General features: G+C 26.7%; 22 protein-coding genes. 2 read left to right on the plus strand and 20 right to left on the minus strand.

Annotated elements, in window-relative coordinates; all coding sequences use genetic code 11:
- Positions 1-146: 146 nt before the first annotated feature.
- From ABCP60_RS10790 to ABCP60_RS10800, 3 genes are all read right to left on the minus strand, one after another.
- Positions 147-998, minus strand: coding sequence for an SDR family oxidoreductase (locus ABCP60_RS10790; protein ID WP_092925128.1), 852 nt, complete (start codon positions 996-998; stop codon positions 147-149).
- Between the two features lie 417 nt (positions 999-1,415).
- Positions 1,416-2,102, minus strand: a complete 687-nt coding sequence (locus tag ABCP60_RS10795) for a GntR family transcriptional regulator (RefSeq protein WP_092925126.1) — start codon at positions 2,100-2,102, stop codon at positions 1,416-1,418.
- 318 nt (positions 2,103-2,420) lie between these two features.
- A complete protein-coding gene (locus ABCP60_RS10800; RefSeq protein WP_195237516.1) occupies positions 2,421-4,268 on the minus strand; it encodes an ATP-binding protein in 1,848 nt (615 codons plus the stop codon).
- A gap of 160 nt (positions 4,269-4,428) precedes the next feature.
- Between ABCP60_RS10800 and ABCP60_RS10805 the strand changes: the two genes are divergently transcribed.
- Positions 4,429-4,617 (plus strand): hypothetical protein, encoded by a 189-nt coding sequence (locus ABCP60_RS10805; RefSeq protein ID WP_092925122.1) that lies wholly within the window; start codon positions 4,429-4,431, stop codon positions 4,615-4,617.
- A gap of 102 nt (positions 4,618-4,719) precedes the next feature.
- Here the strand turns inward: ABCP60_RS10805 and ABCP60_RS10810 are convergent, their stop codons facing one another.
- The 9 genes from ABCP60_RS10810 to ABCP60_RS10850 all read right to left on the minus strand — a co-directional run bounded on the left by ABCP60_RS10810 (position 4,720) and on the right by ABCP60_RS10850 (position 14,554).
- Positions 4,720-5,274, minus strand: coding sequence for an NAD(P)H-dependent oxidoreductase (locus ABCP60_RS10810; RefSeq protein WP_195237513.1), 555 nt, complete (start codon positions 5,272-5,274; stop codon positions 4,720-4,722).
- Positions 5,275-5,419: 145 nt separating this feature from the next.
- A complete protein-coding gene (locus tag ABCP60_RS10815) occupies positions 5,420-7,867 on the minus strand; it encodes a cell wall-binding repeat-containing protein (protein ID WP_195237511.1) in 2,448 nt (815 codons plus the stop codon).
- Between the two features lie 121 nt (positions 7,868-7,988).
- Positions 7,989-8,456: a pyridoxamine 5'-phosphate oxidase family protein gene (locus ABCP60_RS10820; protein WP_092925117.1), complete on the minus strand. Its 468-nt coding sequence runs from the start codon at positions 8,454-8,456 to the stop codon at positions 7,989-7,991.
- 16 nt (positions 8,457-8,472) lie between these two features.
- Entirely contained in the window at positions 8,473-9,681 is a 1,209-nt protein-coding gene (locus ABCP60_RS10825; RefSeq protein ID WP_343101748.1) for a nitrogenase component 1, read from the minus strand.
- Positions 9,668-10,957 (minus strand): nitrogenase component 1, encoded by a 1,290-nt coding sequence (locus tag ABCP60_RS10830; protein ID WP_343101749.1) that lies wholly within the window; start codon positions 10,955-10,957, stop codon positions 9,668-9,670. The genes ABCP60_RS10825 and ABCP60_RS10830 overlap by 14 nt, the downstream gene beginning before the upstream one ends.
- A 72-nt stretch (positions 10,958-11,029) precedes the next feature.
- Positions 11,030-11,827, minus strand: coding sequence for an ABC transporter ATP-binding protein (locus ABCP60_RS10835; protein ID WP_343101750.1), 798 nt, complete (start codon positions 11,825-11,827; stop codon positions 11,030-11,032).
- Positions 11,827-12,810, minus strand: coding sequence for an iron ABC transporter permease (locus tag ABCP60_RS10840; RefSeq protein ID WP_092925110.1), 984 nt, complete (start codon positions 12,808-12,810; stop codon positions 11,827-11,829). The genes ABCP60_RS10835 and ABCP60_RS10840 overlap by 1 nt, the downstream gene beginning before the upstream one ends.
- Positions 12,811-12,812: 2 nt before the next feature.
- Positions 12,813-13,718 carry an ABC transporter substrate-binding protein gene (locus tag ABCP60_RS10845; protein ID WP_092925108.1) on the minus strand — a complete coding sequence of 302 codons (906 nt, stop codon included), beginning with the start codon at positions 13,716-13,718 and terminating at the stop codon, positions 12,813-12,815.
- Positions 13,719-13,807: 89 nt separating this feature from the next.
- On the minus strand, positions 13,808-14,554 hold the full coding sequence (locus tag ABCP60_RS10850; RefSeq protein ID WP_343101751.1) for a nitrogenase iron protein NifH: 747 nt from the start codon (positions 14,552-14,554) through the stop codon (positions 13,808-13,810).
- 204 nt (positions 14,555-14,758) lie between these two features.
- On the opposite strand from ABCP60_RS10850, the gene ABCP60_RS10855 reads away from it, so the two are divergent.
- Positions 14,759-15,463, plus strand: a complete 705-nt coding sequence (locus tag ABCP60_RS10855) for a helix-turn-helix domain-containing protein (protein ID WP_343101752.1) — start codon at positions 14,759-14,761, stop codon at positions 15,461-15,463.
- An 88-nt stretch (positions 15,464-15,551) separates the two neighbouring features.
- Here ABCP60_RS10855 and ABCP60_RS10860 read toward each other — a convergent pair whose 3' ends face one another.
- The 8 genes from ABCP60_RS10860 to ABCP60_RS10895 form a co-directional block, all read right to left on the minus strand.
- Positions 15,552-15,932 carry a hypothetical protein gene (locus ABCP60_RS10860; RefSeq protein ID WP_092925098.1) on the minus strand — a complete coding sequence of 127 codons (381 nt, stop codon included), beginning with the start codon at positions 15,930-15,932 and terminating at the stop codon, positions 15,552-15,554.
- Positions 15,933-16,054: 122 nt separating this feature from the next.
- On the minus strand, positions 16,055-16,840 hold the full coding sequence (locus ABCP60_RS10865) for a CpsB/CapC family capsule biosynthesis tyrosine phosphatase (RefSeq protein WP_343101753.1): 786 nt from the start codon (positions 16,838-16,840) through the stop codon (positions 16,055-16,057).
- Between the two features lie 199 nt (positions 16,841-17,039).
- Positions 17,040-18,014: a glycoside hydrolase family 5 protein gene (locus ABCP60_RS10870; RefSeq protein WP_343101754.1), complete on the minus strand. Its 975-nt coding sequence runs from the start codon at positions 18,012-18,014 to the stop codon at positions 17,040-17,042.
- A 63-nt stretch (positions 18,015-18,077) separates the two neighbouring features.
- Positions 18,078-20,360: a glycosyltransferase family 2 protein gene (locus ABCP60_RS10875; RefSeq protein ID WP_343101755.1), complete on the minus strand. Its 2,283-nt coding sequence runs from the start codon at positions 20,358-20,360 to the stop codon at positions 18,078-18,080.
- Positions 20,361-20,376: 16 nt separating this feature from the next.
- A complete protein-coding gene (locus ABCP60_RS10880) occupies positions 20,377-22,017 on the minus strand; it encodes a CotH kinase family protein (RefSeq protein ID WP_343101756.1) in 1,641 nt (546 codons plus the stop codon).
- A complete protein-coding gene (locus ABCP60_RS10885; protein ID WP_195939292.1) occupies positions 22,014-22,694 on the minus strand; it encodes a DUF4956 domain-containing protein in 681 nt (226 codons plus the stop codon). Before ABCP60_RS10885 ends, ABCP60_RS10880 begins: the two co-directional genes overlap by 4 nt.
- Positions 22,695-22,704: 10 nt before the next feature.
- Complete coding sequence (locus ABCP60_RS10890) at positions 22,705-23,394, minus strand: polyphosphate polymerase domain-containing protein (protein WP_207744137.1); 690 nt, start codon at positions 23,392-23,394, stop codon at positions 22,705-22,707.
- A 186-nt stretch (positions 23,395-23,580) separates the two neighbouring features.
- The gene (locus tag ABCP60_RS10895; protein WP_343101757.1) at positions 23,581-25,272 is read right to left on the minus strand and encodes a phospho-sugar mutase; all 1,692 of its coding nucleotides are present in this window, start codon (positions 25,270-25,272) and stop codon (positions 23,581-23,583) included.
- Positions 25,273-25,425 lie beyond the last annotated feature (153 nt).

Genomic DNA, 25,425 nt, shown 5'->3' on the forward strand with positions numbered 1-25,425 from the left:
ACATTAGGTATTGAGTATGTTAATTCTACCGCTCTTATTCCGCCATTTACACAAGCATTTATATATCCTTTAGCTTCCTTATGGTCTTTTGCTCTAATTACTGCTACTATTCCTTCTTTTTTTATACTTTCTAGCATAATATCCCCCTATACTCCTGAGTATGCTGAAAATGCTCCATCTACTGGTATAACAACACCATTTACAAATCCTGATGCATCTTCACTTACTAGATATAATAATGTACCTATTAATTCTTGGGCTTCTCCAAATCTTCCCATTGGTGTGCTATTTAATATCTTGTTGCTTCTTTCTGTTGGTGTTCCATCTTCATTGAATAATAACTTTTCATTTTGTGCTGTTACAAAGAAACCTGGTGCTATAGCATTTACTCTTACTCCTACTTTAGACATGTGTACAGCTAACCATTGAGTAAAGTTACTTACTGCAGCCTTTGCCCCTGAGTATGCTGGTATTTTTGTAAGCGGTGTATATGCATTCATTGAAGATATGTTTATTATTGTACATCCTTCTCTGTTTATCATATCTTTACTAAATTCTTGAGATGGAAGTAATGTTCCTAAGAAGTTTAAGTTAAATACAAATTCTACTCCTTTTGGATCTAAGTCAAAGAATGTTGTTAATTCTTCATTATTTAAATCTTCTTCAAATAAGTATTCTTTAGTTGTTGTTCCCTTTGGATGATTTCCTCCAGCTCCATTTATTAATATATCGCATGGTCCTAATTTTTCTAAAATTATATCATGAGCTCTTTTTAAACTCTCTTTATCTAATACGTTAGCTTCTATTCCTATGGCACATCCACCATTATCTATTATTTCCTTAGCTTTAGCTTCACAAGCTTCTTTTCCAAGTGCAAGTATAGCTACTTTAGCTCCACATTTAGCTAAAGCTTCAACCATAGCTCCGCAAAGTACTCCTGTTCCACCTGTTACTACAACTACTTTATCTTTTAGATCAACATTAAATGGTAATTTCATGTTATTGCCTCCCCTTTAGTCTTCTATACTTGTATACTAGCATATCCTCTCCAGGAAAACAATATCTTTTTCATTTTTTTATAAAATATTTTATATTCCGTTTATTTTCTACATAAAATAATTATTTTTTACTAAATTTATTTAGTTTACATTACAATTAATATAATTTAACATTTACTTAGTAGGTTTTAGTTCATAAAAAAATTCTCTTCACCTAAGCGACGTGTCGGCGAAATGCTTCATGTCCCCAACGACTTCGTCCGTTGCTCAAAATGTCATTTTTTAAGCCACTGTGTGGGCGAATCCATTTACATTTTCAAGCCTATTGAAATATCTTATTTTATAAGTTATGAACAGTTTTATACTTGATATAATTTCCTTATATGTAAAAAAATAAGCATCTGTAATTACAGATACTTATTTAAAATAAATACTTACATCATCATTGTCTTTTATCAATGTTCTCCATTCTTTAGCTGGTAATACTATATGTTTTTGTATATAATCATCTATCTTATCTACTTCTTTGTTTTTTATTATGTTTAGCATTTCTTCATGTTGACTTATTATTTTATTTCTATTAGTTTTCATTTCAGATAATAATCTCATTCTATTATAATGAGTACTTATATTCATTATACTATCCCATATGTTTATTTTATTACATCCTAAAAATATTAACCTATGAAATTTTTTATCTAAATTATGAAACTCTATTTCTTTTCCTTCTATATCACATAATAACTTTTGTGCAAATAGATTTTTTTCTAATTCTATAAATAAATCCTCTGGAAAATATTCGCAAGCTTCTTTTAAAACTTCTTTTTCTATAGTAGATCTCATAAATATAGCTTCGTCTATTATTTTACTATCCATTAAAGAAACATAAGTACCTGATTGCGGCTTAACCTCTATCAAGTGCTCATTTTTTAATTTCATTAAAACTTCTCTAATAGGTGTTCTTGATATATTTAGTTTTTCTGATAAGTCAGACTCGCTAAGTAGTTCTCCTGGCTTTAGTTCTAAAGACATTATATTGTCTTTTAAAATTCTATATGCATATTCTTTACCTGTTTCTTTGTATTTCTTTTCGTAAAGTATCATTATTTCCTCCAATTGGTTACTTTTTATTAGTGTTGTATATTAGTATATTAGTAAATTCACAATATAAATCAAAAAACTCTAAGATTATAAAATAAAATTTTACCATAATTATTGATTATTGACAAAAATAAAATAATTCCTCACTTTTATTGTAACAACTATGTGGTGATAATACTATATAATTCTTTATAAATTATAAATAAATTTTACTTTCGTAGAATTTTAGCTAAAAATTCTACGAAAATAAAATTAATATATTATATATAATTAATACTTAGTTAATTTTTTAATTATATATAATAAAATTTTAATATATGTCTATCTTACAGAAGTATATATATCAGAAAACTCTATATCTATATTCTCTACATATTTATTATATTTAAATGCATTCTGGCTTACATAGTTTTCTTCACATAACCTTATTGGTATAACTATCTTAAACTCACTTCCTACCTTTTCTTCACTATCTACTTTTATAGTACCTCCATGTAAATCCACTAAAGATTTAACTATTGATAAACCTATTCCACTTCCTTCGCTAGGTTTTGTTATTCTATTATTTACTTGCTTAAATAGAGTAAATACCTCTTCTAATTTATCTTTTGGTATACCTATTCCACTATCTTTAATACTCATATTTAAATTTTTATCATCTATATCTAATTTTACGTATATAATTCCATTTTCTGTATTATATTTTATTGCATTAGATAGTAAGTTTAATATAATCCTATCCATTTTTTCTAAGTCAAACGCCATTATTTTTTCTTCTACATTTGTATCAAAGATTAATTTTATCCCCTCTTCTTTTGCATAGCTTTGTACAGAGTCACATATATTTTCTATAAACTCTACTATATTATAATTTTGCGGATTATATTCTAAGCAGCCTGCATTTAGCCTTGTACTGTCAATTAAATTATTTACCATTTTTAATAACCTATAGCTATTTTGTCTTATTATATTTGTATATTTTTTATATTCTTCATCATGGTTATTTCGTTTTGTAATAGCTTCCATTAACTGTATAGAACTAAATATAAGATTTAATGGTGTCTTAAATTCATGAGATAAATTAGCAAAAAATTCCATTCTAAGGCTTTCAAATTCAAGCTCTGCCTCTTTTCTATGAGATATATCTCGAGATATTCCAAGCACCCCAGATACAACTTTATTGCTATCTAACATTGGTACCTTTACTGTTTCAAAATATCTAACTCTTCCATCATCTGATATAGATGAATTATTAGATATAAGCTTACTTTTAGTTTTCATTATATTTTTTTCTTCTATCTCATATTTCTTTATTTTATCATGAGGTGTATTTATATCTTTTTCAGTTTTTCCTATGATATCTTCTTTAGTCATATTTCTATTTTCTGCAAATACTTTATTACAATGTCTAAATACTCCATGTTTGTCTTTTAAAAATATACTATCTGGAATATTATCACTAATTAAATTTAACATTTTAATAGCTGACAATTGATTATTATATTCAATATTTTCTATAACCTCTAAGCATATTCCTATGGTTCCTAATATTTCTTTATTTTCATTTTTTATAAGTTTTATAAATCCATTATAAAATTTTCCATCATAAGAAAATAGCCCATATTTAGATTCTTTACTTTGTTTAATAATATATTCTTCTCCTTTTGAGAATAATTTTGCTATTTCCTCTGGATATATCTCTTCATCTGTTTTTCCTATCATATTTTCAGTTGTTGTATATTTACCTTCTGTTATTTCTTTATTTGTATATACATACCTGCCATCTCTATCTTTTAGCCATATAACTCCACCTAATGCATTCATAAGTTCTTTTATATTTTTATCTATATCAATTTTTCTTTTAAACCATATTAAATATCTATTTTCTGATATTTTTATTATCTCTATTTCATAAAATGACTTTATATCTTTTATATATATTTTTTTAATTTTGTCTTCTATATGCCTATCTATTTCTAGAAAAGCTTCTTTGTATCCTATATTGTCAATACTATAAATATTTCCTTTAATTATCTTATCCCCTATTAATTCATTAAATCTTTTATTTATATCTATTACTTTAATTTTGTTTATTTCATCCATCTCTATATATACATATGGTATAGGGATGTAAGAAATCATTTTCAAGTATTCTTCTTTATTTAACATAATTTCCTCCCCCGTTAGACATTATCCTATGATAGATTATAGTATATTTTAAATTAAAATGGTATTTTTATATTTTTTTTGTTTAAAATTTCTAAATAGTGTGTATATATAAAATATAATAATTTCAAATTATTTTAATATAAATTAGGAGGATATAATTATGATAAGAGTTTGTTCAGCATGTTCTGGAATGAGTATAGATGATTTAAGAGAGGCTTTACTAGGTAGAGAAATAGAAAATGAATGTATAGGTGAATGTGGTGCTGAGTTTACAGCATACGTAGGAGATGAACTAATAACAGCATCTTCATTTGACGATTTTGTTAATCAAGCTAAAGAAGTAAAATAGTTTACAAAACCTCTAAAAAATAAATTTCCCTTTAATAAAAAAAGCTATCTTGTTTATAGATAGCTTTTTTGTAATTTAAAATAAATTTCTAAATAACTTTTATTATTTGAAGTAGCTTTCAAATACATCTTCTTTTTCTTTATCTTCTACATTTAAATTTATATATTTTATATTTTTCATTCCGCAAACTTCTAATGTTCCTTTTATTATTACTGTTTCTATTGGGTTATTTAATTTATCTTTTAAATAGCTTGTGTTTGATTCTGATGTAGTTATAACCATACCTGATTTTATATTAGTTAAAAGTCCCTTTGTTTTATTATCTTCTTCACTAAATGCAAAGTTTTTTATAAATACCTTATCAAAAAAACCTTTTAGTATTGCAGGTACATTGTTAAACCAAACTGGAAAAACTAGAATTATCTCATCACTATTTCTTATACTTTGTTGATATTTTTTAACTAATTCATCATCAGTCTTACCTTCATTATATAACTTCTCTTCTTTTTCAGTCATTACAGGATTGAAGTTATCTTTGTACAAATCTATTATTTCATATTCTGCTCTATTTTCAATCAGCTTTTTTGATAATTTTTCTACGATTTTTTTACTAAAAGATTTTTCACTTGGACTTGCTACTATTATTGTAGTTTTCATAAAATACATCCTTTCTTTCTTTATATGTACTTAGTATAAATAATATATTAATTTTATATTCATACAATATAAATATGTAGATACTAAATACATAAAAAAATAGAGCGAAAGATTTTTTTAATCTTACACTCTATTTTTTAATAATTTATTTTATTGCATTTATACATTCATTAACTATAGACTTGTCTATACCGCCTACTTGTATAAGTTTTGTAGCATTTTTTATTACTGACTTATCACTGTTGTTATGAACTAATACAACAGGATAATTCTTAGCAAGTGGAGATACTGTTAAGGCATCTACTAATGTATATCCTTTAGATATATAAAACTCATTAGCATTAGGATAAAACTTTTCTACAACTAGCTTATTAGTAGCAAATCTATCACTTCCTCCAAGTCTAGTTGCATTTGTTTTATTTACTATATTATCACTCATTGATATACTAGATCCTATAACATAAGTACTTTTGTTATTAGTGTTAAATGGTATGTCTTTTCCATTTGTTAATATTATTGGTACTCCATCACGACTTGCAATTGGAGATACACTCATAGCATCTGGTTCTCCTTTATATCCATTTACTAAAAATACTTTATCTATATTTGGATTTATTTTTTTTATTTCATCTGCAACTTTATAACTTGTTTCTTCTCTGCTATTTCCAGAAAGTCTTATAACTTCTTTTCCTTGTGATTTTAAATCACTTTCTATTTTTGGTGATATAACACTTTTTCCACCTATTAAATATACTTTATTAACTCCATTTAATCTTTCTGTTGTTTCATTTGGTATAGAATCTACTTTTGTTAAAAGTATTGGTGATTTAGTTATTCCTGATAATCCACTTGCACTAAGTCCATCTGCTAATGTTTTATCTCCATTAACAAGTATTGCACTAGTATAGTTTTGGTTATCAGATATCATAGCTGCTGTCTCATATCTATCATTTCCCATTATAGTTTCTAGTATTACTTTATCCTTTTGATTATTTATAATATTTACATCATTTTTGTTTACATATCCTTTAAATGTATAGTCATAACTTCCTGGTATAGGATTAGCTACATTAGATGGAGTTATTCTATCAGGATTTATCTCAATATTTGAGTTTCTATCATCAGATATTAAAACTACTTCACCTTTATCTGATGTATATAATCTATTTCCACTTTTATCATTTATATTTGATGACTTATTAAGCATTCCTATTTTATATCTATTATAGTCATCTCCTAAACCTCTAGATGATAATTCTACATCCATTTCATTCATATAACTTGATGCTTTTTCTGACCAATATGGATCTGATGCATATCTAACATTACATCCAATTTCTTTATTTCCAAGATTATTACCATTATATTTCCAACTATTTGGATTTAAATATTCATTTGACATCCATTCTTTTGCAAACTCATTTATACAATTTTCTATGCTTTTAAAATAATTTGCATTATTTGGATTGCTATCCTTTGCATTTATTCCAAATATATTATTTTTTTGTTTAGCTAAAGTAGACGTTCCCTTAGCTGATTCATTCATAGCTATTCCAACCATAACTGATGCATTTACTCCATATTTATTTTGAGCTTTTATAAAATATTTTCCTGTATTTCTAAGAACACTGTCACTTGGTGTTTTAGCTTTAAAATACTCATTTATATCATTAGCATCATATGAACTTTTACTTCTACCTGGTAAATATTGATAGTAGTTATAGTATGGTTCATTAGTATTTACTGCATTGTTATGATTATTTTCTTTTGCATCGCTTATAAGTTTGTTTATATCATCATAAAAATAATTTCCATCATAGCTATAATACTTTACTTCATTTTTCATAAATGAAGGTGCTTGTCCTATTGTTCTATAAGTTCCTGTATTTCCTTGTACATTTGAACTTATATAATGACTTAGTTTTCCATTTACATTTTTGTAGTAACTTAAGTTTTGAGCTTGATTTATAGGAAGTACTACTATATTTGTACCTTTATCATCTTGCTTTTTAATCCATCCGCTAAATCCAGCAACTTCTATCTTTGCCATAGTTTCAGTTTCTTCTATAACTGGCACATCCTCTATATATCCATGATTTATATATGTGTATTCATTAGTGTCGTTTGCATTTTTATACAACTTTGCAGTATAGTTTATAGAACTTTCAGATATACCATCTCCTAATTTTACAATACGGCCTATAGAATTTGTACTATATACTACTAAACCTTCTTTATTTATAACTGATGGTATTATATTTTCATCACTATACTCATTTTGTATATTTTTTGCTATATTTACAGCTTCATCATAAGTATTAGCTTCTTTATAAAATATATATTTTCCATCTTGGCTAGCTAGTGCTACTTCATAGTTTGAATTTGTTTTGGTTTTTAGATATTTGAAATTATTAAGTTCTTCTATATCTTGTTTGACTTCTGTAGGCATCTCTGACATGTAATTAGATATGCTATGTGATTTTGGCATTGGTTTTGTATATGTTTCATATTCATTAGAGTTAGCATAAGAAACATTTCCCAACATTAAGCCACTTATAGCTAATGATAAATATACACTTTTCTTTAATTTCATATATTTTCCCCCTATTTTTGTATATATATCAAATTATAACATATATGTTTTATATTCTCAAAGTAAGTTCATAATATTATAAAATAAAACACTTAGCATAATATTATGCTAAGTGTTTTTTCTATTTACCCTTATGATTTATTTCTTTTACTTGAATTAATTCAAATTCTTTATTTTTTATATTTATATCAAAAGCTTGCCCAAATCCTTTTACTAATCTTCCATTTTTTATATTTAACTTAAATATATCAAAGTCTAAAGTTTTTAATACCATCATCATAGATGGGTCATGTACTTCATCAAACTTATTGTATATAGCCTCATCTGCATTTTCTAATTTAGTAGCTTCACATTCAAATGACACTCTTTTTCTTGCAAATATAGTTTTTGAATCTTTTTCATCTTCTATTATCATAACTGAACAATTTTTATCATTTGTTAAATTATAATAATGACTTGCTGCTTTACTTAAATATAAATATATATCTTTATCTATCATAACAAATGGTGCATAACTTATTTCTGGTAATTTATTTTCATTTAATGAACTTATCATTAAGCTTTTTTGATTGTTTATTATATTTTCCATATTAATTGTCTCCTGTCTATAACTTTACGTTAAGTATTCTTTCTATTATATATACACACCCTCTAAAACCTATATATGGAGTGTATGGATATATATTTACTTTATTTAAGTTTGGATTACTAACTTGTAATTTCATCTTAGCGTTACTTTTCATGTCTAAACTTGGTCCATCACCAAATAATCCTAGAAGTTGTGTATTTTTTAGATATTTCATTCTATCCAATTCACTTCCTGTAGAAACTAAATCTTCTTCACTGTCTATTTTATGTAGCACTTCTTTTCTATCTACACATAAATTTAATTCACTAAGCATATCACTTATTCCTAGTACAGTATCATAATCTCCAAATAGTGCACATTTTTTAATTTCTTTGTAGAAGAAGAACTTACGCTTTACACTAAACATGTTATTTTTAACAAAGCTTATTTCTTTATTGTATAATTCTTTGTTTAGCTCATACCCTTCTATTTCATTTACTGCTTCTATAAATTCCATAGTATTTTTAAGACCATATAAACTTTTATATACATATGGTATATTGTACTTTTCTTTCATATATTTAGCAGCTTTTAATCCTTCTTTTCTAACTACTACATTAAGAGATGCTTTCGCTGCGTTTTCTATGTCTTCTATAGAAGTATCACAAGTAAACATTGTATTTAAGTCTTTATTAAATAGCTCTTTCATAATTCTTTTTAATTCATAGCTATCACTTAAGAAGTTGTATTTATCTATGTTATATCCTATAATGTTGTACTTATTTATATCTTTAGTGTTGTCTTTAGTTATTTCTTTTACTAATAATTCTAATATATTTTCAACACCTATGTTGTAGTCGTCCTTAAGCCCACCTGTAGTTATAGGTATTAATTTTGCTTTTACTTTATCTTTAAGTACTCTACATACACTTTTAATATCTGCACCTATTATAGATGATATAGATGATGCCATTACAAATATGTATTTAGGCTTTATATTTTCATCTAATTCTATTATTGCATTTTCAATTCTATCGTACTTTCCAAATGTAACATCACTTTGATCCATATGAGTTGAATATATTTTTGCTCTTTCTTCTCCATTTAAGCTTCCTATTGCCTCTATTGAATAGTGTGTTGTTCCTGCTGGTCCAAATTCTATAATACATGCATTATTTATTGATGACAGTGTCCATATTGTTCCCATTCTATCATTTGCTACGGGGAAATATTTACATACCTGCATACATCATTCCTCCCATTTTGCTAGTTTCTAATTCATATAGCTTTATTAAGTCTTTCATCATATCTATAGGTAGTTCATATCCTATTTTTTGTGCATGAGAGTCTAGTGTTATTTGCATTAACCCTTTTTCTCTAAGTATTATAGGGCTTTCGTGACCTATATATACATCTGCTCCTATTGTTTCATATAAATGTCTAAGTGGTGCTATATTTGCTATTCTACTTATGTATGGGTTATATCCTTTTTTAGATATATTTTCCTTGTACTTTATATCTTGTTCATATAACTCTCTAATTTGTACAAACACTGGTATCATACCTAAATCACTTAAAAAGTCTACAGTTTCAAAAGCCATCATAGGTGTATTTCCATATATAAGTTTTTTTCCTTTTAAAATATCACTACACTTTCTAAAAAGCTCATCATATTCATTTATCTTATCTTCTAATTTATTTAATAAATCTACATTTAATAATTCTTCTAATCTCTTGTAGTTTTTATATATTGTACTTTTATCCATATGCTTATCAAAGTATATATAGTCTATATCAAACTTTTTCTTCATAGCTTTAGCCAAATCTAGTGCTATCATATCTGTTACTATATTTACTTTTGATTTTGATGCATTTTTTATAGCATCTATATCGCACTTTGATGGTATCACAGTATTAATGCTAACTCCTTCGCTTTTAAGAAGTTTCACAAGTTCTGTAGATTCAACATTTTCTTGCCTATGTCCTAGTATGTTAATTCCTTCTTTTTCTTTTGATTTTTTCATACAAGTACTTAGTGCTTTTAAGCTTCTAGACATTCCTGGTATATGAGAGTTGCACTTAAAATGTTCTGTGTTTACTACAAATATAGGTATATCAACTTCACCATCTAAGCTATACTCTATTGAAGAATAATCTTCTCCTATAAGCTCTGGTACACAAGTTGTTACTATCATTATGGCATCAGGTTCTTCTATTTCTATTATTTGTTTTATAGCTTCTTCTACCTTCTTTTGCCCACCAAATACTATATCTTTGTCTTTTAAAACTACTGAATAGACACTATCATTTCCTTTTTGTCTATGATATGCAAAGTTTTTAGTGTAGTAAGTACATTCACTAGTTCCTACTACAACTAGTGGCATATTTTTTATATAACTTGCAGTAAGGGCTACCCCAAATAATGGACAATGTGTCCCTGGAAATATTGCATGAGATAAACTTTTTATATCTTTATCTTCATTTATTTCATCTAATCTATTTAAAATATCTAAAGTATACATACTTCTCCTCTTATTATGTGAATTTTGATTTTGACTCTTTCTTATATTTATTGACTTATTTAATCATTAGCTTTAAGACACTAGTCTTTGTGCCTTTATAGTTTTTATAGGGTGTATTCTAGGTTTATTACTTTGTGGATCATTATCTATATCACACTCTATTTTATAAACTTTTTTTATAACATCCTTATTTACAACATCATTTGGTCTACCATCACTTATAATTTGACCATCTTTCATAATTATAAGCCTATCGCTATACTTACTAGCTTGATTTAACTCATGTAGTACCATTACTATTGTTATTTTAAACTTTTCATTTATTTCTCTAACTAACTCCATAAGCTCTAGTTGATATGATATATCTAAATATGTAGTAGGCTCATCAAGAAGTAATATATCGGGCTTTTGACATAGCGCTTGTGCAATATACGCCCTTTGTCTTTCGCCTCCAGATAATGCCCCTATTGGAGTCTTTTTATATTTACTAAGCCCTGTATTTTCTATTGCCCAATCTACTATTTCTTTGTCACTATTTGTCTTAGTTTCAAACCATTTTTTGTGAGGGATTCTTCCAAAATAAACAAGTTCTTCAACTGTTAAATCCATAGGTGCATTGTTGTGTTGAGATAATAAGCACACCTTTTGAGCTATTAATTTTCCCTTTAAGTCTTTTATTCTTTTTCCTTCTAAAAAAACTTCTCCACTTAAAGGTTTTATCATCCTAGATAAACTCTTTAATAAAGTTGATTTTCCACATCCATTTGGACCTATTATGGATACAACTTCTCCTTTATTTATTTCTAAGTTTAAATTCTCTATTATAACTTTATCTTCATATCCAACTTTTAAATTACTAGCACTTATCATTAATAATCTCCTCTCTTTCTTAGTAAGTATAAGAAAAACGGACCTCCAACTATAGACATAATAACTCCAACTGGTATTTCTATAGCTCCACCTATGGTTCTTCCTAAAGTATCTGCAACTAATAATACTATACTCCCTAGTACCATACTAAAAGGTATAGTGTATTTATGATCACTTCCCATAATCATTCTAGATATATGAGGAACAATAAGTCCAACAAAGCTTATAACTCCTACAACTGATGTTGATATAGCAGCTAAAAATACTGCTACACCTGAAATTAATAGTCTAGTTAAGTTAACATTAAATCCAAGATTTGTTGCTGCTTCATCTCCAAGTTGTAAAACATTTGCACTTCTTATAAGAAGTAGTGATACTATAAGTGCTATTATAGAATATCCAAATAACATATTAACATCTACCCAAGTTTTAGTAGCTAAGCTTCCATTTAACCAAAGCATAGCACTTTGTATCCTATCACTATACATTGTTGATAAAAATGATATAACTCCTCCTAATATAGTATTTACAGCAACCCCTGCTAATACTATTCTTCCTGGCTTTATTCCATTTTTATAAGCCATTAAAAATACTAATATACATGCTATAGCCCCACCTACAAATGCAACTATAGGTAGTATATTCGTATACTTTGGAGCTAATAAAAGTATTATAATAGCAGCTACACTAGCACCTGTTGATACTCCTGTTATACCAGGGTCTGCTAGTGGATTTTTCATAACTGATTGAAGTAATATTCCTGCTACTGCTAAGTTTGCTCCAACTAATGCTGCTAGTATATTTCTTGGTAACCTCATCTTATAGACAATAGTAGTTACTACTTTATTATCATCATTTATAAGAGCTTTAATTATTTCATTAAAACTTAAATCTACACTACCTATAGTAGAAAGCAGTACTAAAAGTACTGCTAACATTATAAAACTTATACCTATAGTTAAATATTTTTTATTTAGCTTCATACCTAGTTACCGTAAAGTACATTCCCTAAAGTTTTTATAGCTTCTTTTACTTGTAGGTTTGCAGATACGTTAAATATAGCAGGGTCTAAATCTATCACTTTTCCATTTTTATATGCATCTAACTCTTTGTATGCTGGATTTTTATCAAAAGCATCATCAAAAGCTTTTTTAGTTTCTTCTATATTTCCATGTGCAAATCTAAGTATATAATCAGGATTTTCTTTTATTATTTGCTCTAAACTAAATTGAACATAAGGTGAACTCATATCTCCCTCTAATTTATTAGTTATATTTTCTGCTCCCACAGTTTTTGCTAAATCCCCTAAATAAGAAGTTTCTGTGGCTAACATGAAGTTTTCTCCTCCACCAAATATTATTGCTACTGTCGGTGCTTTTTCACTTTTATTAGCTGTAGCTTCTTTTTCAACTTCTTTTAATTCGTTTATTACTTTAGTCGCTTCTTCTTCTTTATTTATTTCTTTTCCCAGCTCTTCAATACTTTTTACAAATTCTGTATATGTTCCTGTATTAAAGTAGAAAGTATTTAAATCATACTCTTTCATACTATCTTTTACATTTTCTTTAAACATACTATCCATTATAAATACATCAGGCTCTAGAGATGCTACTATTTCTAAATCAGGATTCATTGCTTGACCTACTTCTGGTAATCCTTTAAACTTTTCTGGTATTTCCATTTTAGTTGTAGGTATTCCTATAACATTTGCATCTAATTTATCTAATACTTGTGTAGCTGAAACTGTCGCAGCTACTACGTCTAATTCCTCAACTTGAGCACCTTTAACGGCTGTATCACTTTCTTTTTCACTTTGACTACTATTATTAGTACACCCTGTTATAAATAATGCTGATACTAAAAATACTGATGCTAATTTTCTAAATTTCATAATATTTCCTCCATTTTGTTTTAATTTTATATTTAATGTGTTTATTTTTATATAATTTTTATAAGCTAAATTGCTGTTTTACAGGCTAGTTATTCACTAACTATTTTTCTAGCCAAATTCATATATATACTTGCCATCTCGCTCTCTTTATCTTTTTCTATAACTGTTTTCCCATCATTTTCAGATATTTGAACTATTTGATTTCTAGGTATATAGTGAAAAACATTACTATTTATTTCATTACATAAATTTTCTACTAATTCAACTTCACCATCTACATTTTTGGCATTTAATATAATACCTTTTAATGATGCATATCCTCTACTTTTAAATTGATTAACTGCTGTAGATATATTACTCGCTGCATACATAGACATCATCTCACCAGATGTTACTATATAAACATCCTTAGCGTATCCATTTCTTATTGGCATTGAAAATCCTCCACATACAACATCTCCAAGTACGTCGTATATGACTATATCTGGCTTATAAACTTCAAAAGCCTCTAATTCTTCTAACTTTTCAAAAGCTGCTATTATACCTCTACCAGCACATCCAACACCAGGAGTTGGTCCTCCAGCTTCAACACAAAGCACTCCATTATATCCTTCAAATACAATATCTTTAAGGTCTATATCGTCACCTTTTTCATTCATTACATCTAATACTGTAGGTATAAACTTTCCTTTCATTAGATTTTTAGTTGAATCTGCTTTTGGGTCACACCCTATTTGCATTACCTTATATCCTAATTGTGAAAGAGCCACTGATAAATTCGACGTTGTCGTAGATTTACCTATGCCTCCTTTACCATATATCGCTATTTTTCTCATTGACTTTCTCCTCGTTTTAATAGATAATATTGATGATATTGATTATCATTTACTCTTTAAGTATATTATAAAAATTTTTATAGTTCTTTAATTATATTTGCTATTTTTATAAATATTTTTAGTTTAAAATATTTCAATTCTAAATTTTAAAGTTAAAATAATTTGATTATATTAACTAGTTTTAATCAAGTTTTGGAGGAGATCATGAGTAATTTGGAAAGTATATTGAAAGATTTTTATGACTGTCTAGATATTCCTATACAGTTTGTCAATGAAAAGTTTATCCCTATTTATAAAATGGGATTTTCAAAGGATATTGATTTGGTATTAGAAAAAACAAACATATATAATAATTTAAAAGAAAGTACTATTTCAAGTATAAACCTTACATATTTTGAAAATATACACTTTATAGTAACACCTTTAACGGATACTAGATTTGATGGATACTTTATAGTTGGACCATTTAAATCAAAATATATATGTAGTGAGTTAAATATTCCATTTAAACCTTATTCTTGCATTAACTACATATTAACTATGCTAAAAAGCATTATAAAAGGTCAAATTAATAAAGATAATAAATTTAATCCATACATTAAAGATAGTATTGATTACATACATAAAAATTACGCTTCTACTAATATGGATGATATTTGCAATTATCTAAGCATAAATAAAAGCTATTTTTGTTCTATATTTAAAAAAGAAACTGGATATACTTTTACTAATTTTTTAAATAAATTTAGAATAGAAAAAAGCAAAGAGTTTTTGAAAAATAAAAATTTTACAATATTAGATGTTGCTTTATTGGTTGGATATAATAACCATAACTACTATACAATACTTTTTAAAAAACTAAATGGTATAACACCTATTGAATATAGAAATAATCTTAAAGCTAGTTAATTAATTTTATTATCTAGCTTTTTATATTATTTAAATAATCAATATTTGTATTTAAAAATAAAAAATGAGTAGCTTGAGTGCTACTCATTTAATTTAATAAAAATTTTTCTAATTCATCATATAATTCTATATCTTCCTTAACTATAGCTATAACTTCTTCATTAGCTTTTAAGAAATAAACTCCTATTACTTCTTTATCTTCTTCTAGCTGAAATTCTATGTCATCTTTATATAAGCCTTCTTTTTCTTCTTTTAATTTTTCAGATAAGCAAAGTATATTTTGGTCATATACTACCTTTTCTATAATACTAGCACTAGATACTTTTGTAGATGTTATCATATATATTGCTAATTCCGTTATGTAAAGTATTAACAATTCTTTTGTAAAATTTTCTTTTATAAATTTTCTTATCTTATTATTCTTGTCATTTATTGGATAAAGCTCAGTGAGTAATTCTTCAAACTTCATAGATAATTCTCCTTATTAAGATATTAAAGTCTTAATAATATGTATGAATATTTAAAGAATAATATACTCTTAAGTATTATTTCATTTAATACATAATTATAGATGTAATATAATTATATTATTTATTTTCTATTAAATATTTTTTTTATAAATCCTACTTTTTTTCTATTTTTTGGCTCTATTTCTTTAAATGAAATATCTTCATCATTTATTATTTTTAATGGATTTTCTATTAGTAATGTTTTAGCTCTATCTTCACCATAGTATTTACTTATATATGTGAAAACTTCTTTGATATATGGTTTTCTTCTTTCTTTATCATGTGCATCACTAGCTATAAACTGTACTAAATTGCGATCTAATAAATATTTACAAACTTCAAATGACTTAGAACCTTTTTTTAATACACTTGAACTATTGATTTGAATAAGTGCCCCTTCATTTATAGCATCTTTTAAAATACTATAATTTTTTTGTATTTCTTTATATCTTTCTACATGTGCAAGTATAGGTATATATCCCCTTATTTTAAACTCAAATATAACATCACTTAGATTTTTAGGAAAATTGCTAGGAGAAAATTCAACTAATACATATTTACTATTGTTTATACTTTTAAATTCTTTTTTATCTATATATTCTAATATATTTTCATTGTAATATATTTCATTTCCAACTAGCACATTTACATCTATATTATTTTTTATTAATTCATTATTAAAATCTGCGGCTATATCTAAAAGTTTATCTCCCACTATATAATCTTCAAACGCTGGATGATAATGTGATGTATTTATTATAGTTTTTATACCTTCAGACTGAGCTATTTTTGCCATTTCTAAAGCTTCTTCAAGACTCTTAGCTCCATCATCCACTCCAGGTAATATGTGACAATGTATATCTATCATTTTTTATTCCCCCAATATTTACTTATATATTTTAATATATATCAAAATCTTTATATAATCTACAAATTTGTATTAATATTCTAAATATTACTTTGTTAGTTCTATTAGATTCTTGAATAACCTCATAGTATTTAATTAAAACAAATATAGCATATATCTATTTAATAAAAAAATAAGATACCTATCTAAGATAGGTATCTTATTTTTTTGATAATGAATCAAATATAAATTTTCCACTCTCCGTTAAATCATTTAAATTCCATCCACTTAGCTTTTCAACATTTGGATCTATAGCTGAATATGGCTCATCTTTATTACTTAATGACCAGTTTACCCAACTTATATTATTTTTTTTCAAGTAATCTAAAAACTCTGTAGCTTTATTAAAATCTATATTATTTGTTCCTTTTTCTGGACTTAATCCCCATTCAGAAACAAATACAGCGATATTATTTTTTATAGCTTCTTCTATCAAATACTTATAACCGCCTTCACAACTTCCTGTATATAAATGGTATGTATACATTATATTATCATATTCTAAAGGATCATTTATAAGACTTTTAAGGTCTACACAATAATTTGGCGTGCCAACAAGTATAATTGAATTAGGTGAATTTTTTCTTATAATAGGTATTATTGTATTTGCATAGTCTTTAATATCTTGCCAACTTGTATCTCCACTTGGTTCATTAAATATTTCATATATCACTCCAGGTTCATCCTTGTATCTTCTAGAAACCTCATCAAAAAATTCCTTTGCTTTTTCTATATTTGCATTTGGATTATTGTCTTTTAATGTATGCCAATCTACTATAGCATACATATCTGCCCCTAATACATTTTCTATTGTATTAAGAAGTATTTTTTTAGACTCTTCAGAGTTATATATATATCCTTTGTTTTGTTCCGTATACATAGCTATTCTAAATACATTAGCCCCATAATCTCTTATAGTTTTTAGAGATCTATAATTAGTATATTCTGGATACCACATAAGCCCATGACTACTCATACCTTTTAGTCTCATAATTTTTCCATCTTCATTTACCAATTGGCCATCTTTTACAGAAAGCTTTCCATTTTCGCTTACACCTATACTATATTTGTCCTTATCCTTATTTACTATAAATTTTAGATTTAATAATATACTTAATATACATAAAACTAACAATAATATTAATAAATATATTCTCTTATTGTTCTTTATTGTTATTCAACTCCTCTTTTATTGTATCTATACATTGGCAGCCTCTTCTTTATATGTTGTAGTTTTTTCTGTTTTATTTATCCATCCTAGTAATATAGCTTTTAGCTCTATATTATTAGATATATCTTTCCAATTTTCTATATGGTATAATCTATTTCCATTCTCTTCATTTATACTCTTAATTTTACACTTAAGTGTTAAGTCTTCACTAAGGTTTATGTCCATAATATCTTGGTTATAATTGTTATTTCTAATCAATATATACTCATAGTTAAAATTAATAATTTCAACACTTTGCCCTTCACTTGTTCTAACCAAAACTCCAAGTGGTATTCTAGGAAGCTTCCTATTTGAAAATGTTGTACTTTTAACTCTTTTTACAGTATTATTAAATAATTCTTTTATTGTGTTTGATTTCATTTTTGTAGGTAGTGTATGATCTCTGTCATAAACTATCTGATAATACTCTCTTTTATTTTTTTCATCTGTATGGTTTATCTTAACACTATACTTCCATTTATCTTTAACATTAGCTACATGAGCAATACTACCTTTAACAGATGCCTTATATCCTAAATAATATATACGTATATCTATATCCTCATCATATGGTATATACTCTGGTGTATCTAATATTATTGCCATACCTCCTTCTGATATATCTGAAGTAACACCTTTTAAAATATCATTTTTAGTATGTATTTCTACATTAAGTTTAGTGTAGTATCTTTCTTCATTTCTATAATTTACACGACTACACATAAAAAACACAGCCATTATTAAAAAATATAGATTCATTATAGACCAATATACTAATACAAGTCCACCTATAGCTTTATATTTTATGATATCTTCAATGCTGAAAATTAGTCCTATAAGTGTCGCTATTATTAAAATAATATGTGGTATTGCATAATGTATCTCAGTATTTTTAGATGAAACTCTATTTTTAGGTGTTACAGCAAACTTCTTAAGCTTTATACCTATAGTCTCTAGAAATATAGGTATAATCATATACGGAAATATTATAGTATCTACAATATTACTCCATTTTTGATTTCTAATCTTCCCTGATAATACCCTAAGTGCATAATTATAAAGTATATAAGAAGGCATCCATATAAATAAGAGTTCTTTAAAGGAACATTCTACTACTACAAGACCAAATACTGTATAAAGTATTGGTGACATTATATATACAAAACGTCTAAAAAATGTTCCCCAATATAAAAGACATGTTATATAGCTTAATTTAGATCTTATAGGTAAGTTACTAAATAAAAATTTAAAACTCCTTAAAGTTTGTACACACCCACGTCCCCATCTTTGACGTTGTTTTAAAAGACTTTTGAAATCTGTCGGAGCAAGGCCATTTGCTAATACTTTAGGTATTGCATAACATCTATACCCATTAGCTTGTATTTTCATACCCGTTGCAAAATCTTCGGTTATAGTTCCTACAGTTATCCCTCCAGCCTCTTCAAGGGCTTGTCTTGAGATAACAGTATTTGATCCTGCATATATTGGCGAATTTGTACGGTTTCTACCTACATTTACTTCCTTAAAGAAATAGTCTTGTTCATTTGGTATATTTTGTTCTGCGAATAAATTATATTGAAATAAATCTGGATTATAAAAACTTTGTGGTGTTTGTATAAACCCTATCTTATAGTCTTCATCTATTTCATCTTTTTCACGCTTTACCCAATTTTTATTTTCGTCTTTTTTCATTAGTGGTAAGTAAAAGTAAGGAATAGTTTCCATTAAAAAATCACTTCTTGGAATCATATCAGCATCAAAAGTTACTATAAGCGGAGAATCTGTCTTTGATAATGCATTATTTATATTTCCAGCTTTGGCATGCTTATTATCTTCTGGCTTTATTCCTATATATCCTATTCCCATTTTTTTCGCTAAAAGCTTCATTTCTAATCTATCACTATCATCACATATGTATACATGAACTTTACTTTTATCTGGATAGTCCATATGTATACATCCATTTATCGTCTTATATAAAAGTTCTGTTGACTCACTGTGAGTGGCTATAAATACATCTACGTGCGGATACCAATAGTTTGGTATATCTGGTTTTTCTGGGCATTTATCTGAGCTTAAGTTTCTGTAGTGTGAGAAAGCTTCAATAATTCCAACAGCTTCAGATGTAACTAATAATAATCCCGCTATAAAAGATATTAAACCATAGTCTACGGGAATTGTAAAAAACATACGCCATCCTATATATATTAAGGATGACACACCTGCTCCTACTAATAATATTTTTCTTTTTAGTTTGGTACTTTTTTTCATAACTCCCCCCTATTTATTAGTATCTTTCAACTAATATAATAGATATTATAAACACACCTATAAATATTACGGATAAAATTGTGGATGTTGCTATTTTACCTTTTTCTCCAAATATAAAATCACTTACCTTTTGTGTTGTAATTTTTGTATTTTCTTCTAAGCCTTTTTCACTAAATTGATAAAGCGAGTCTATATTTTCATCTAACCATCTTCCATGTTCGATTAAAATATTTTTCATCTTTTCTATTTCTTCTACATATGTTTTTGTATTTCTATCTATTATATTTCCTTCTTTATCTACTGAATCAAATAGGTATTTTCCTTTATAAAAGTATCCCCATCTATTCCAGTCTCTCATTTGTGCTGGCCCTATAAATGCTATAGTTTCATCTATGTATTTTAATAAATTCTCTTCTGATAGAACTTTTTTTCGAAGTTCATGATATCTTTTTATTAGTTTTGTTGTAAAATCACTACTTCTAAGTAGTTGCCTAAACCAAGGCGTATCATGCATTGCTGTTGAATTTATTTTTAGTTCATATCTTTTACTATTATCTAGCATCATATCAAAATCCCAAACAGGTCCAATTTTTAACTTCTCATTAACATCTTTATACATATATGTTGAATGGTATCCTGCATCATAATTTGCAAAAAATTCATTAATAATAAAATAGTCTATAAATGATTCTTCATCTATATAATCCCTATATTTATAAAACTCATCTGGTTTATATGAAAATAGAGACTTTTCAATATTATTGATATCTTTTGTTATGTAATCTATAGTATTGTCAGTTATATCTTTTTTAGATGGATACTTCACTTCCAAATATCCTGTAGTTAATTTATTATTCATTCCATAGTTATCTAGTATAACACCTGTTTCATCAAATCTATCTCTTCTTAAAAGATATGAAGAAGTTGCCTTATTTTTATCATATTCTGATATATTGACTCTATCTTCACCTTGTTTTACATTTTCCATTAAAAGGTATACACCTTCATATGTATATTTTTCTCCATCTTTCATAACTACTTCACAATACCTTACATCAGGAGTATATGGCATTATCTCACCAGCAATATTTAATCCAATATAGTTTCTAAGTAAAGACTTATCTATAAATGAAATGTTTAAAATCCATTCGTGATCTTTTCCCATACCTAATACATCTTCTTTATTGTTACTTCCATCTGAATTTATAAATTTCATAAGATACTGTTTTTTATCAAATCTTAAAGATGTATTTCCTCTTAGCCTAATACGCATATCTGATTTTATCGAAGGTTTATCATTTATGTAATTTGCCTTTTTTTTGTTATCAATTATAGATATTTTTCCTTTTACATATGCATCATGGTTTATTGGAACATAGTAACCCTTCTCATCATCCCACCTACTATCTGGCTTTGGTTTTTCTCCATTAGTATCAATTATAACTAATGGTAAATTAGTACTAAAATTATCTTTTATAGTATTGTCTTTATTGACCATATCATAATTAGGTTTTTCATCTACATTATCCATTTTATGATGGTGATATCTATTTGATATATTATTTTCAAGAAACTTTCCATATAATAAAGATCCTAATATTAATACCACTCCAAATATAAGTGCTATACTTCTTTTAGATAATTTATCTAGCTTCATCGATTAATATCCTCATTTTGGCATACTAAATTTACAGCGTCTACACCATCTATTTCATAAAGCCCTTTAGTAATATTAATTCCTTTTTTATTAGATATTTCTATGAGTTTTTGTGATAACTCATATATATACTCTATCCTACTAGATGTAGTATTTTTTACTCTCATATTAGCCTTTCCATCATAAGCAATTAATACTTTTTTTTCTATATCTTCCTCAGCATCATTTTTTGCGTGAATTATAAGTAAAAATCTATCATTTGACTTAACATAACCAAATATAAGAAGGAATAAGAATATAATTCCGCTTCCCATAGATGGTATTACATATTCAGATACTCCGCAACATATCCCTACAACAATACACCAAAATATATAAACAGTATCTCTTGGGTCTTTTATAGCAGTTCTAAAACGTACTATAGACAATGCCCCTACCATACCAAGTGATAAAGCTATGTTATTGCCTATAACCCCCATAACCATAGTAGTTATAATTGTAAGCATAACCAAAGATACATTAAATCTAGCACTATATACTGCTCTTGAGTGTGAATATCTATACGATAGATAAATAACTATACTTAATATAATTGCCACTAAAAAATTCATACCAACTTGTTCTATTGGTACTACTCCATTGTTTTCTTGTAAATACTTTAATAATGTTTCTTTCATAAATCCTCCCCTAAATATAACTAATACTTCTAGAAATACAGTATTTACTCGCTGATATTTCTGACTTATCAGCTATATCTATAATGTCTTTTACATAACTTAATAAAAAATTGTTGTATTTTACTTCTAATACATTTTGCTCTGTAACATTATATAGACCTAATGAAGTAGAAAATATATCGTAGCTTGATTCTGTTGACTTTATATTCGTATCTATTGTTATACGTATGTTATTTTCAGGAACCATATACGCTAATCTATTATATTCAACAATACACTTAGGCCTATATAAATTAGTTTGCATGATATAAAATAATTCATTGGAAAATTCAGTATCTATCTCTCTTAAAACACTGTAATCTCCATTTATGAGTCTTTTTGAACTACATTTGTCTATAATTAAAGAACGCTTGATTTGATTTTCTCCCTTTTTTTCTTTCAACTCTAATTTAAGTTTTTCAGATGCAGGATTATAAGTCCTTAATCTTATCTTTCTTCTATTTTCAAGTCCATTTTCTTTATCCCAGTAATCATTATCATATACTGTATCAAAATATAAAGATCTAACTAAATATCCATCAATATTATTGAATTTATCCTCTTTCAAAGAAGCTTGTAGCATATTCTTTAATTTTAAAACTGTAAAATGTGAAATCTCATATTTTTTTTCAGTCCTCATTACTATAAGCTGATTAGACACATATTTTACCTCCTTTCATTTCAAATTTTAATAATATATTCCATTTATTCCCAAATATTCAATATTTTATCATTAAATAATTATATTACAAAATATTTTTATGTACAATAAAAAAATAATGGCCTTAGAGCATGTTCTAAGACCATTATCTTTCATTAAAATTTATTATTTTTACTAAATTATATATTACACTAATTTTTCTAAAACACTATCTACAAAAGCTTTTATACCGTCTACATTTTTAATAGCATCACTTTCAGTGTTGCCCTTAGTAGCTATATAAAACTTTAACTTAGGCTCCGTACCAGATGGTCTAATAGCAAGCCAAGATCCATCTTCTAAGAAGTACTTAATTACATTAGCACTTGGAAGATTATCTATTCCTTTTAAGTAATCTTTAAAATCAACAACCTTAGAGTTATTTATTTCATTTATATCATTTTCTCTAAAGTATGTCATTATATCCTTAATCTTTGCTATACCTTCTATACCTTTTAAAGTTAAAGATTTAGTTTCTTCTTTAAAGTATCCATACTTTTCATAAAGCTTAATTAATCCTTCATATAGACTCATATTTTTAGAAGCATAATAAACTGCCATTTCTGCTATTAAAAGTGATGTAACAACAGCATCCTTATCTCTAGCATGAGTTCCTACTAAATATCCATAGCTTTCTTCATATCCAAATAAGTATGAATTAGACTTAGTCTCTTCAAATGATTTTATCTTCTCTCCTATAAACTTAAATCCTGTAAGTACATTTAAAACGTCTATATTGTTATCTTTAGCAATGTCTGCACCAAATTCAGATGTAACTATAGTCTTTATAAGTACTGGATTTTCTTCTAGTCTATTAGCTTCTTTTCTTCCTTCTATTATGTAGTTTGTAAGCATTCCACCAATTTGATTTCCTGTAAGCATTTGATAATCACCATTTACAGTCTTAACTGCAACACCAACTCTATCACAATCAGGGTCAGTAGCTATTACTAAGTCAGCTCCTACTTCTTTAGCTAAGTTGATTCCTCTAACTAATGCTTTTTTATCTTCTGGATTAGGATACTCTATACCAGAAAAATTAGGGTCTGGATTTTCTTCTTCACTAACTACTATTACATTTTCAAATCCAATTTCTTTTAAAGCTCTTCTTATAGGAACATTTCCTGTTCCACAAAGTGGAGTGTATACTATTTTAAAGTCTTTTCCAAACTTATCTATTAAATCTTTTCTTATAACTTGAGTTTTTACAGCTTCTATAAAATCAGTATCTTCTTTTTCATCAAGCTTAATAACTAAATCTTTATTTTCATCAGTAAGTGTTGGTATAGTACTATAATCTACTATAGAGTTTATTTCATCAGTTATAGCACTTGCAATATGGGGCATAACTTGTGCTCCATCTTCCCAGTATACTTTGTATCCATTATATTCTGGTGGATTGTGACTAGCAGTTATAACAACTCCTGCTATAGCATTTAAATTTCTAACTGCAAAAGATAATTCTGGTGTAGTTCTTAAAGAATCAAATATATAAGCCTTTATACCACAAGCTGCTAGTGTGTTTGCAGTTTCTATACAAAATTCTCTAGACATATGTCTATTATCATGTGCTATAACAACTCCTCTATCTTTTTCGCTGTTTGCATTTTTTAATATGTAATTAGCAAGTCCAAAAGTAGCTCTTCTTACTGTATATATATTAATTCTGTTACTACCAGCAGCTATAACTCCTCTAAGCCCAGCAGTACCAAACTCTAAATCCGTATAAAATCTATCTTCTATTTCTTTTTCATCATTTATGCTTAGTAATTCTTGTCTAGTTTTTTCATCAAAATATGGATTGTTTATCCACTCATTGTATTTTTCCTTGTAACTCATAAATACTCCTCCATGTGTTTGTATTTTTTGTATATAATTTAGTAATATGTTACATAATCGCTGAAATAATTTTATCATAAATTTATCACAAAATTTGTAAATATATATATTTTTTATAAAAAATATTATAAAAATAAAAAAAGAGAGCTTATG

It is taken from the genome of Romboutsia sp. MSSM.1001216sp_RTP31141st1_G3_RTP31141_220114 (assembly GCF_039031195.1).
In the GTDB taxonomy this organism is placed as follows: domain Bacteria; phylum Bacillota; class Clostridia; order Peptostreptococcales; family Peptostreptococcaceae; genus Romboutsia_C; species Romboutsia_C hominis.

Bases quoted from the DNA above. Each gene is read 5' to 3' on its own strand.
- ABCP60_RS10790 (WP_092925128.1), bottom strand. From the start codon at position 998: ATGAAATTACCATTTAATGTTGATCTAAAAGATAAAGTAGTTGTAGTA.
- ABCP60_RS10795 (WP_092925126.1), bottom strand. From the start codon at position 2,102: ATGATACTTTACGAAAAGAAATACAAAGAAACAGGTAAAGAATATGCA.
- ABCP60_RS10800 (WP_195237516.1), bottom strand. From the start codon at position 4,268: ATGTTAAATAAAGAAGAATACTTGAAAATGATTTCTTACATCCCTATA.
- ABCP60_RS10805 (WP_092925122.1), top strand. From the start codon at position 4,429: ATGATAAGAGTTTGTTCAGCATGTTCTGGAATGAGTATAGATGATTTA.
- ABCP60_RS10810 (WP_195237513.1), bottom strand. From the start codon at position 5,274: ATGAAAACTACAATAATAGTAGCAAGTCCAAGTGAAAAATCTTTTAGT.
- ABCP60_RS10815 (WP_195237511.1), bottom strand. From the start codon at position 7,867: ATGAAATTAAAGAAAAGTGTATATTTATCATTAGCTATAAGTGGCTTA.
- ABCP60_RS10820 (WP_092925117.1), bottom strand. From the start codon at position 8,456: ATGGAAAATATAATAAACAATCAAAAAAGCTTAATGATAAGTTCATTA.
- ABCP60_RS10825 (WP_343101748.1), bottom strand. From the start codon at position 9,681: ATGCAGGTATGTAAATATTTCCCCGTAGCAAATGATAGAATGGGAACA.
- ABCP60_RS10830 (WP_343101749.1), bottom strand. From the start codon at position 10,957: ATGTATACTTTAGATATTTTAAATAGATTAGATGAAATAAATGAAGAT.
- ABCP60_RS10835 (WP_343101750.1), bottom strand. From the start codon at position 11,827: ATGATAAGTGCTAGTAATTTAAAAGTTGGATATGAAGATAAAGTTATA.
- ABCP60_RS10840 (WP_092925110.1), bottom strand. From the start codon at position 12,810: ATGAAGCTAAATAAAAAATATTTAACTATAGGTATAAGTTTTATAATG.
- ABCP60_RS10845 (WP_092925108.1), bottom strand. From the start codon at position 13,718: ATGAAATTTAGAAAATTAGCATCAGTATTTTTAGTATCAGCATTATTT.
- ABCP60_RS10850 (WP_343101751.1), bottom strand. From the start codon at position 14,554: ATGAGAAAAATAGCGATATATGGTAAAGGAGGCATAGGTAAATCTACG.
- ABCP60_RS10855 (WP_343101752.1), top strand. From the start codon at position 14,759: ATGAGTAATTTGGAAAGTATATTGAAAGATTTTTATGACTGTCTAGAT.
- ABCP60_RS10860 (WP_092925098.1), bottom strand. From the start codon at position 15,932: ATGAAGTTTGAAGAATTACTCACTGAGCTTTATCCAATAAATGACAAG.
- ABCP60_RS10865 (WP_343101753.1), bottom strand. From the start codon at position 16,840: ATGATAGATATACATTGTCACATATTACCTGGAGTGGATGATGGAGCT.
- ABCP60_RS10875 (WP_343101755.1), bottom strand. From the start codon at position 20,360: ATGAAAAAAAGTACCAAACTAAAAAGAAAAATATTATTAGTAGGAGCA.
- ABCP60_RS10880 (WP_343101756.1), bottom strand. From the start codon at position 22,017: ATGAAGCTAGATAAATTATCTAAAAGAAGTATAGCACTTATATTTGGA.
- ABCP60_RS10885 (WP_195939292.1), bottom strand. From the start codon at position 22,694: ATGAAAGAAACATTATTAAAGTATTTACAAGAAAACAATGGAGTAGTA.
- ABCP60_RS10895 (WP_343101757.1), bottom strand. From the start codon at position 25,272: ATGAGTTACAAGGAAAAATACAATGAGTGGATAAACAATCCATATTTT.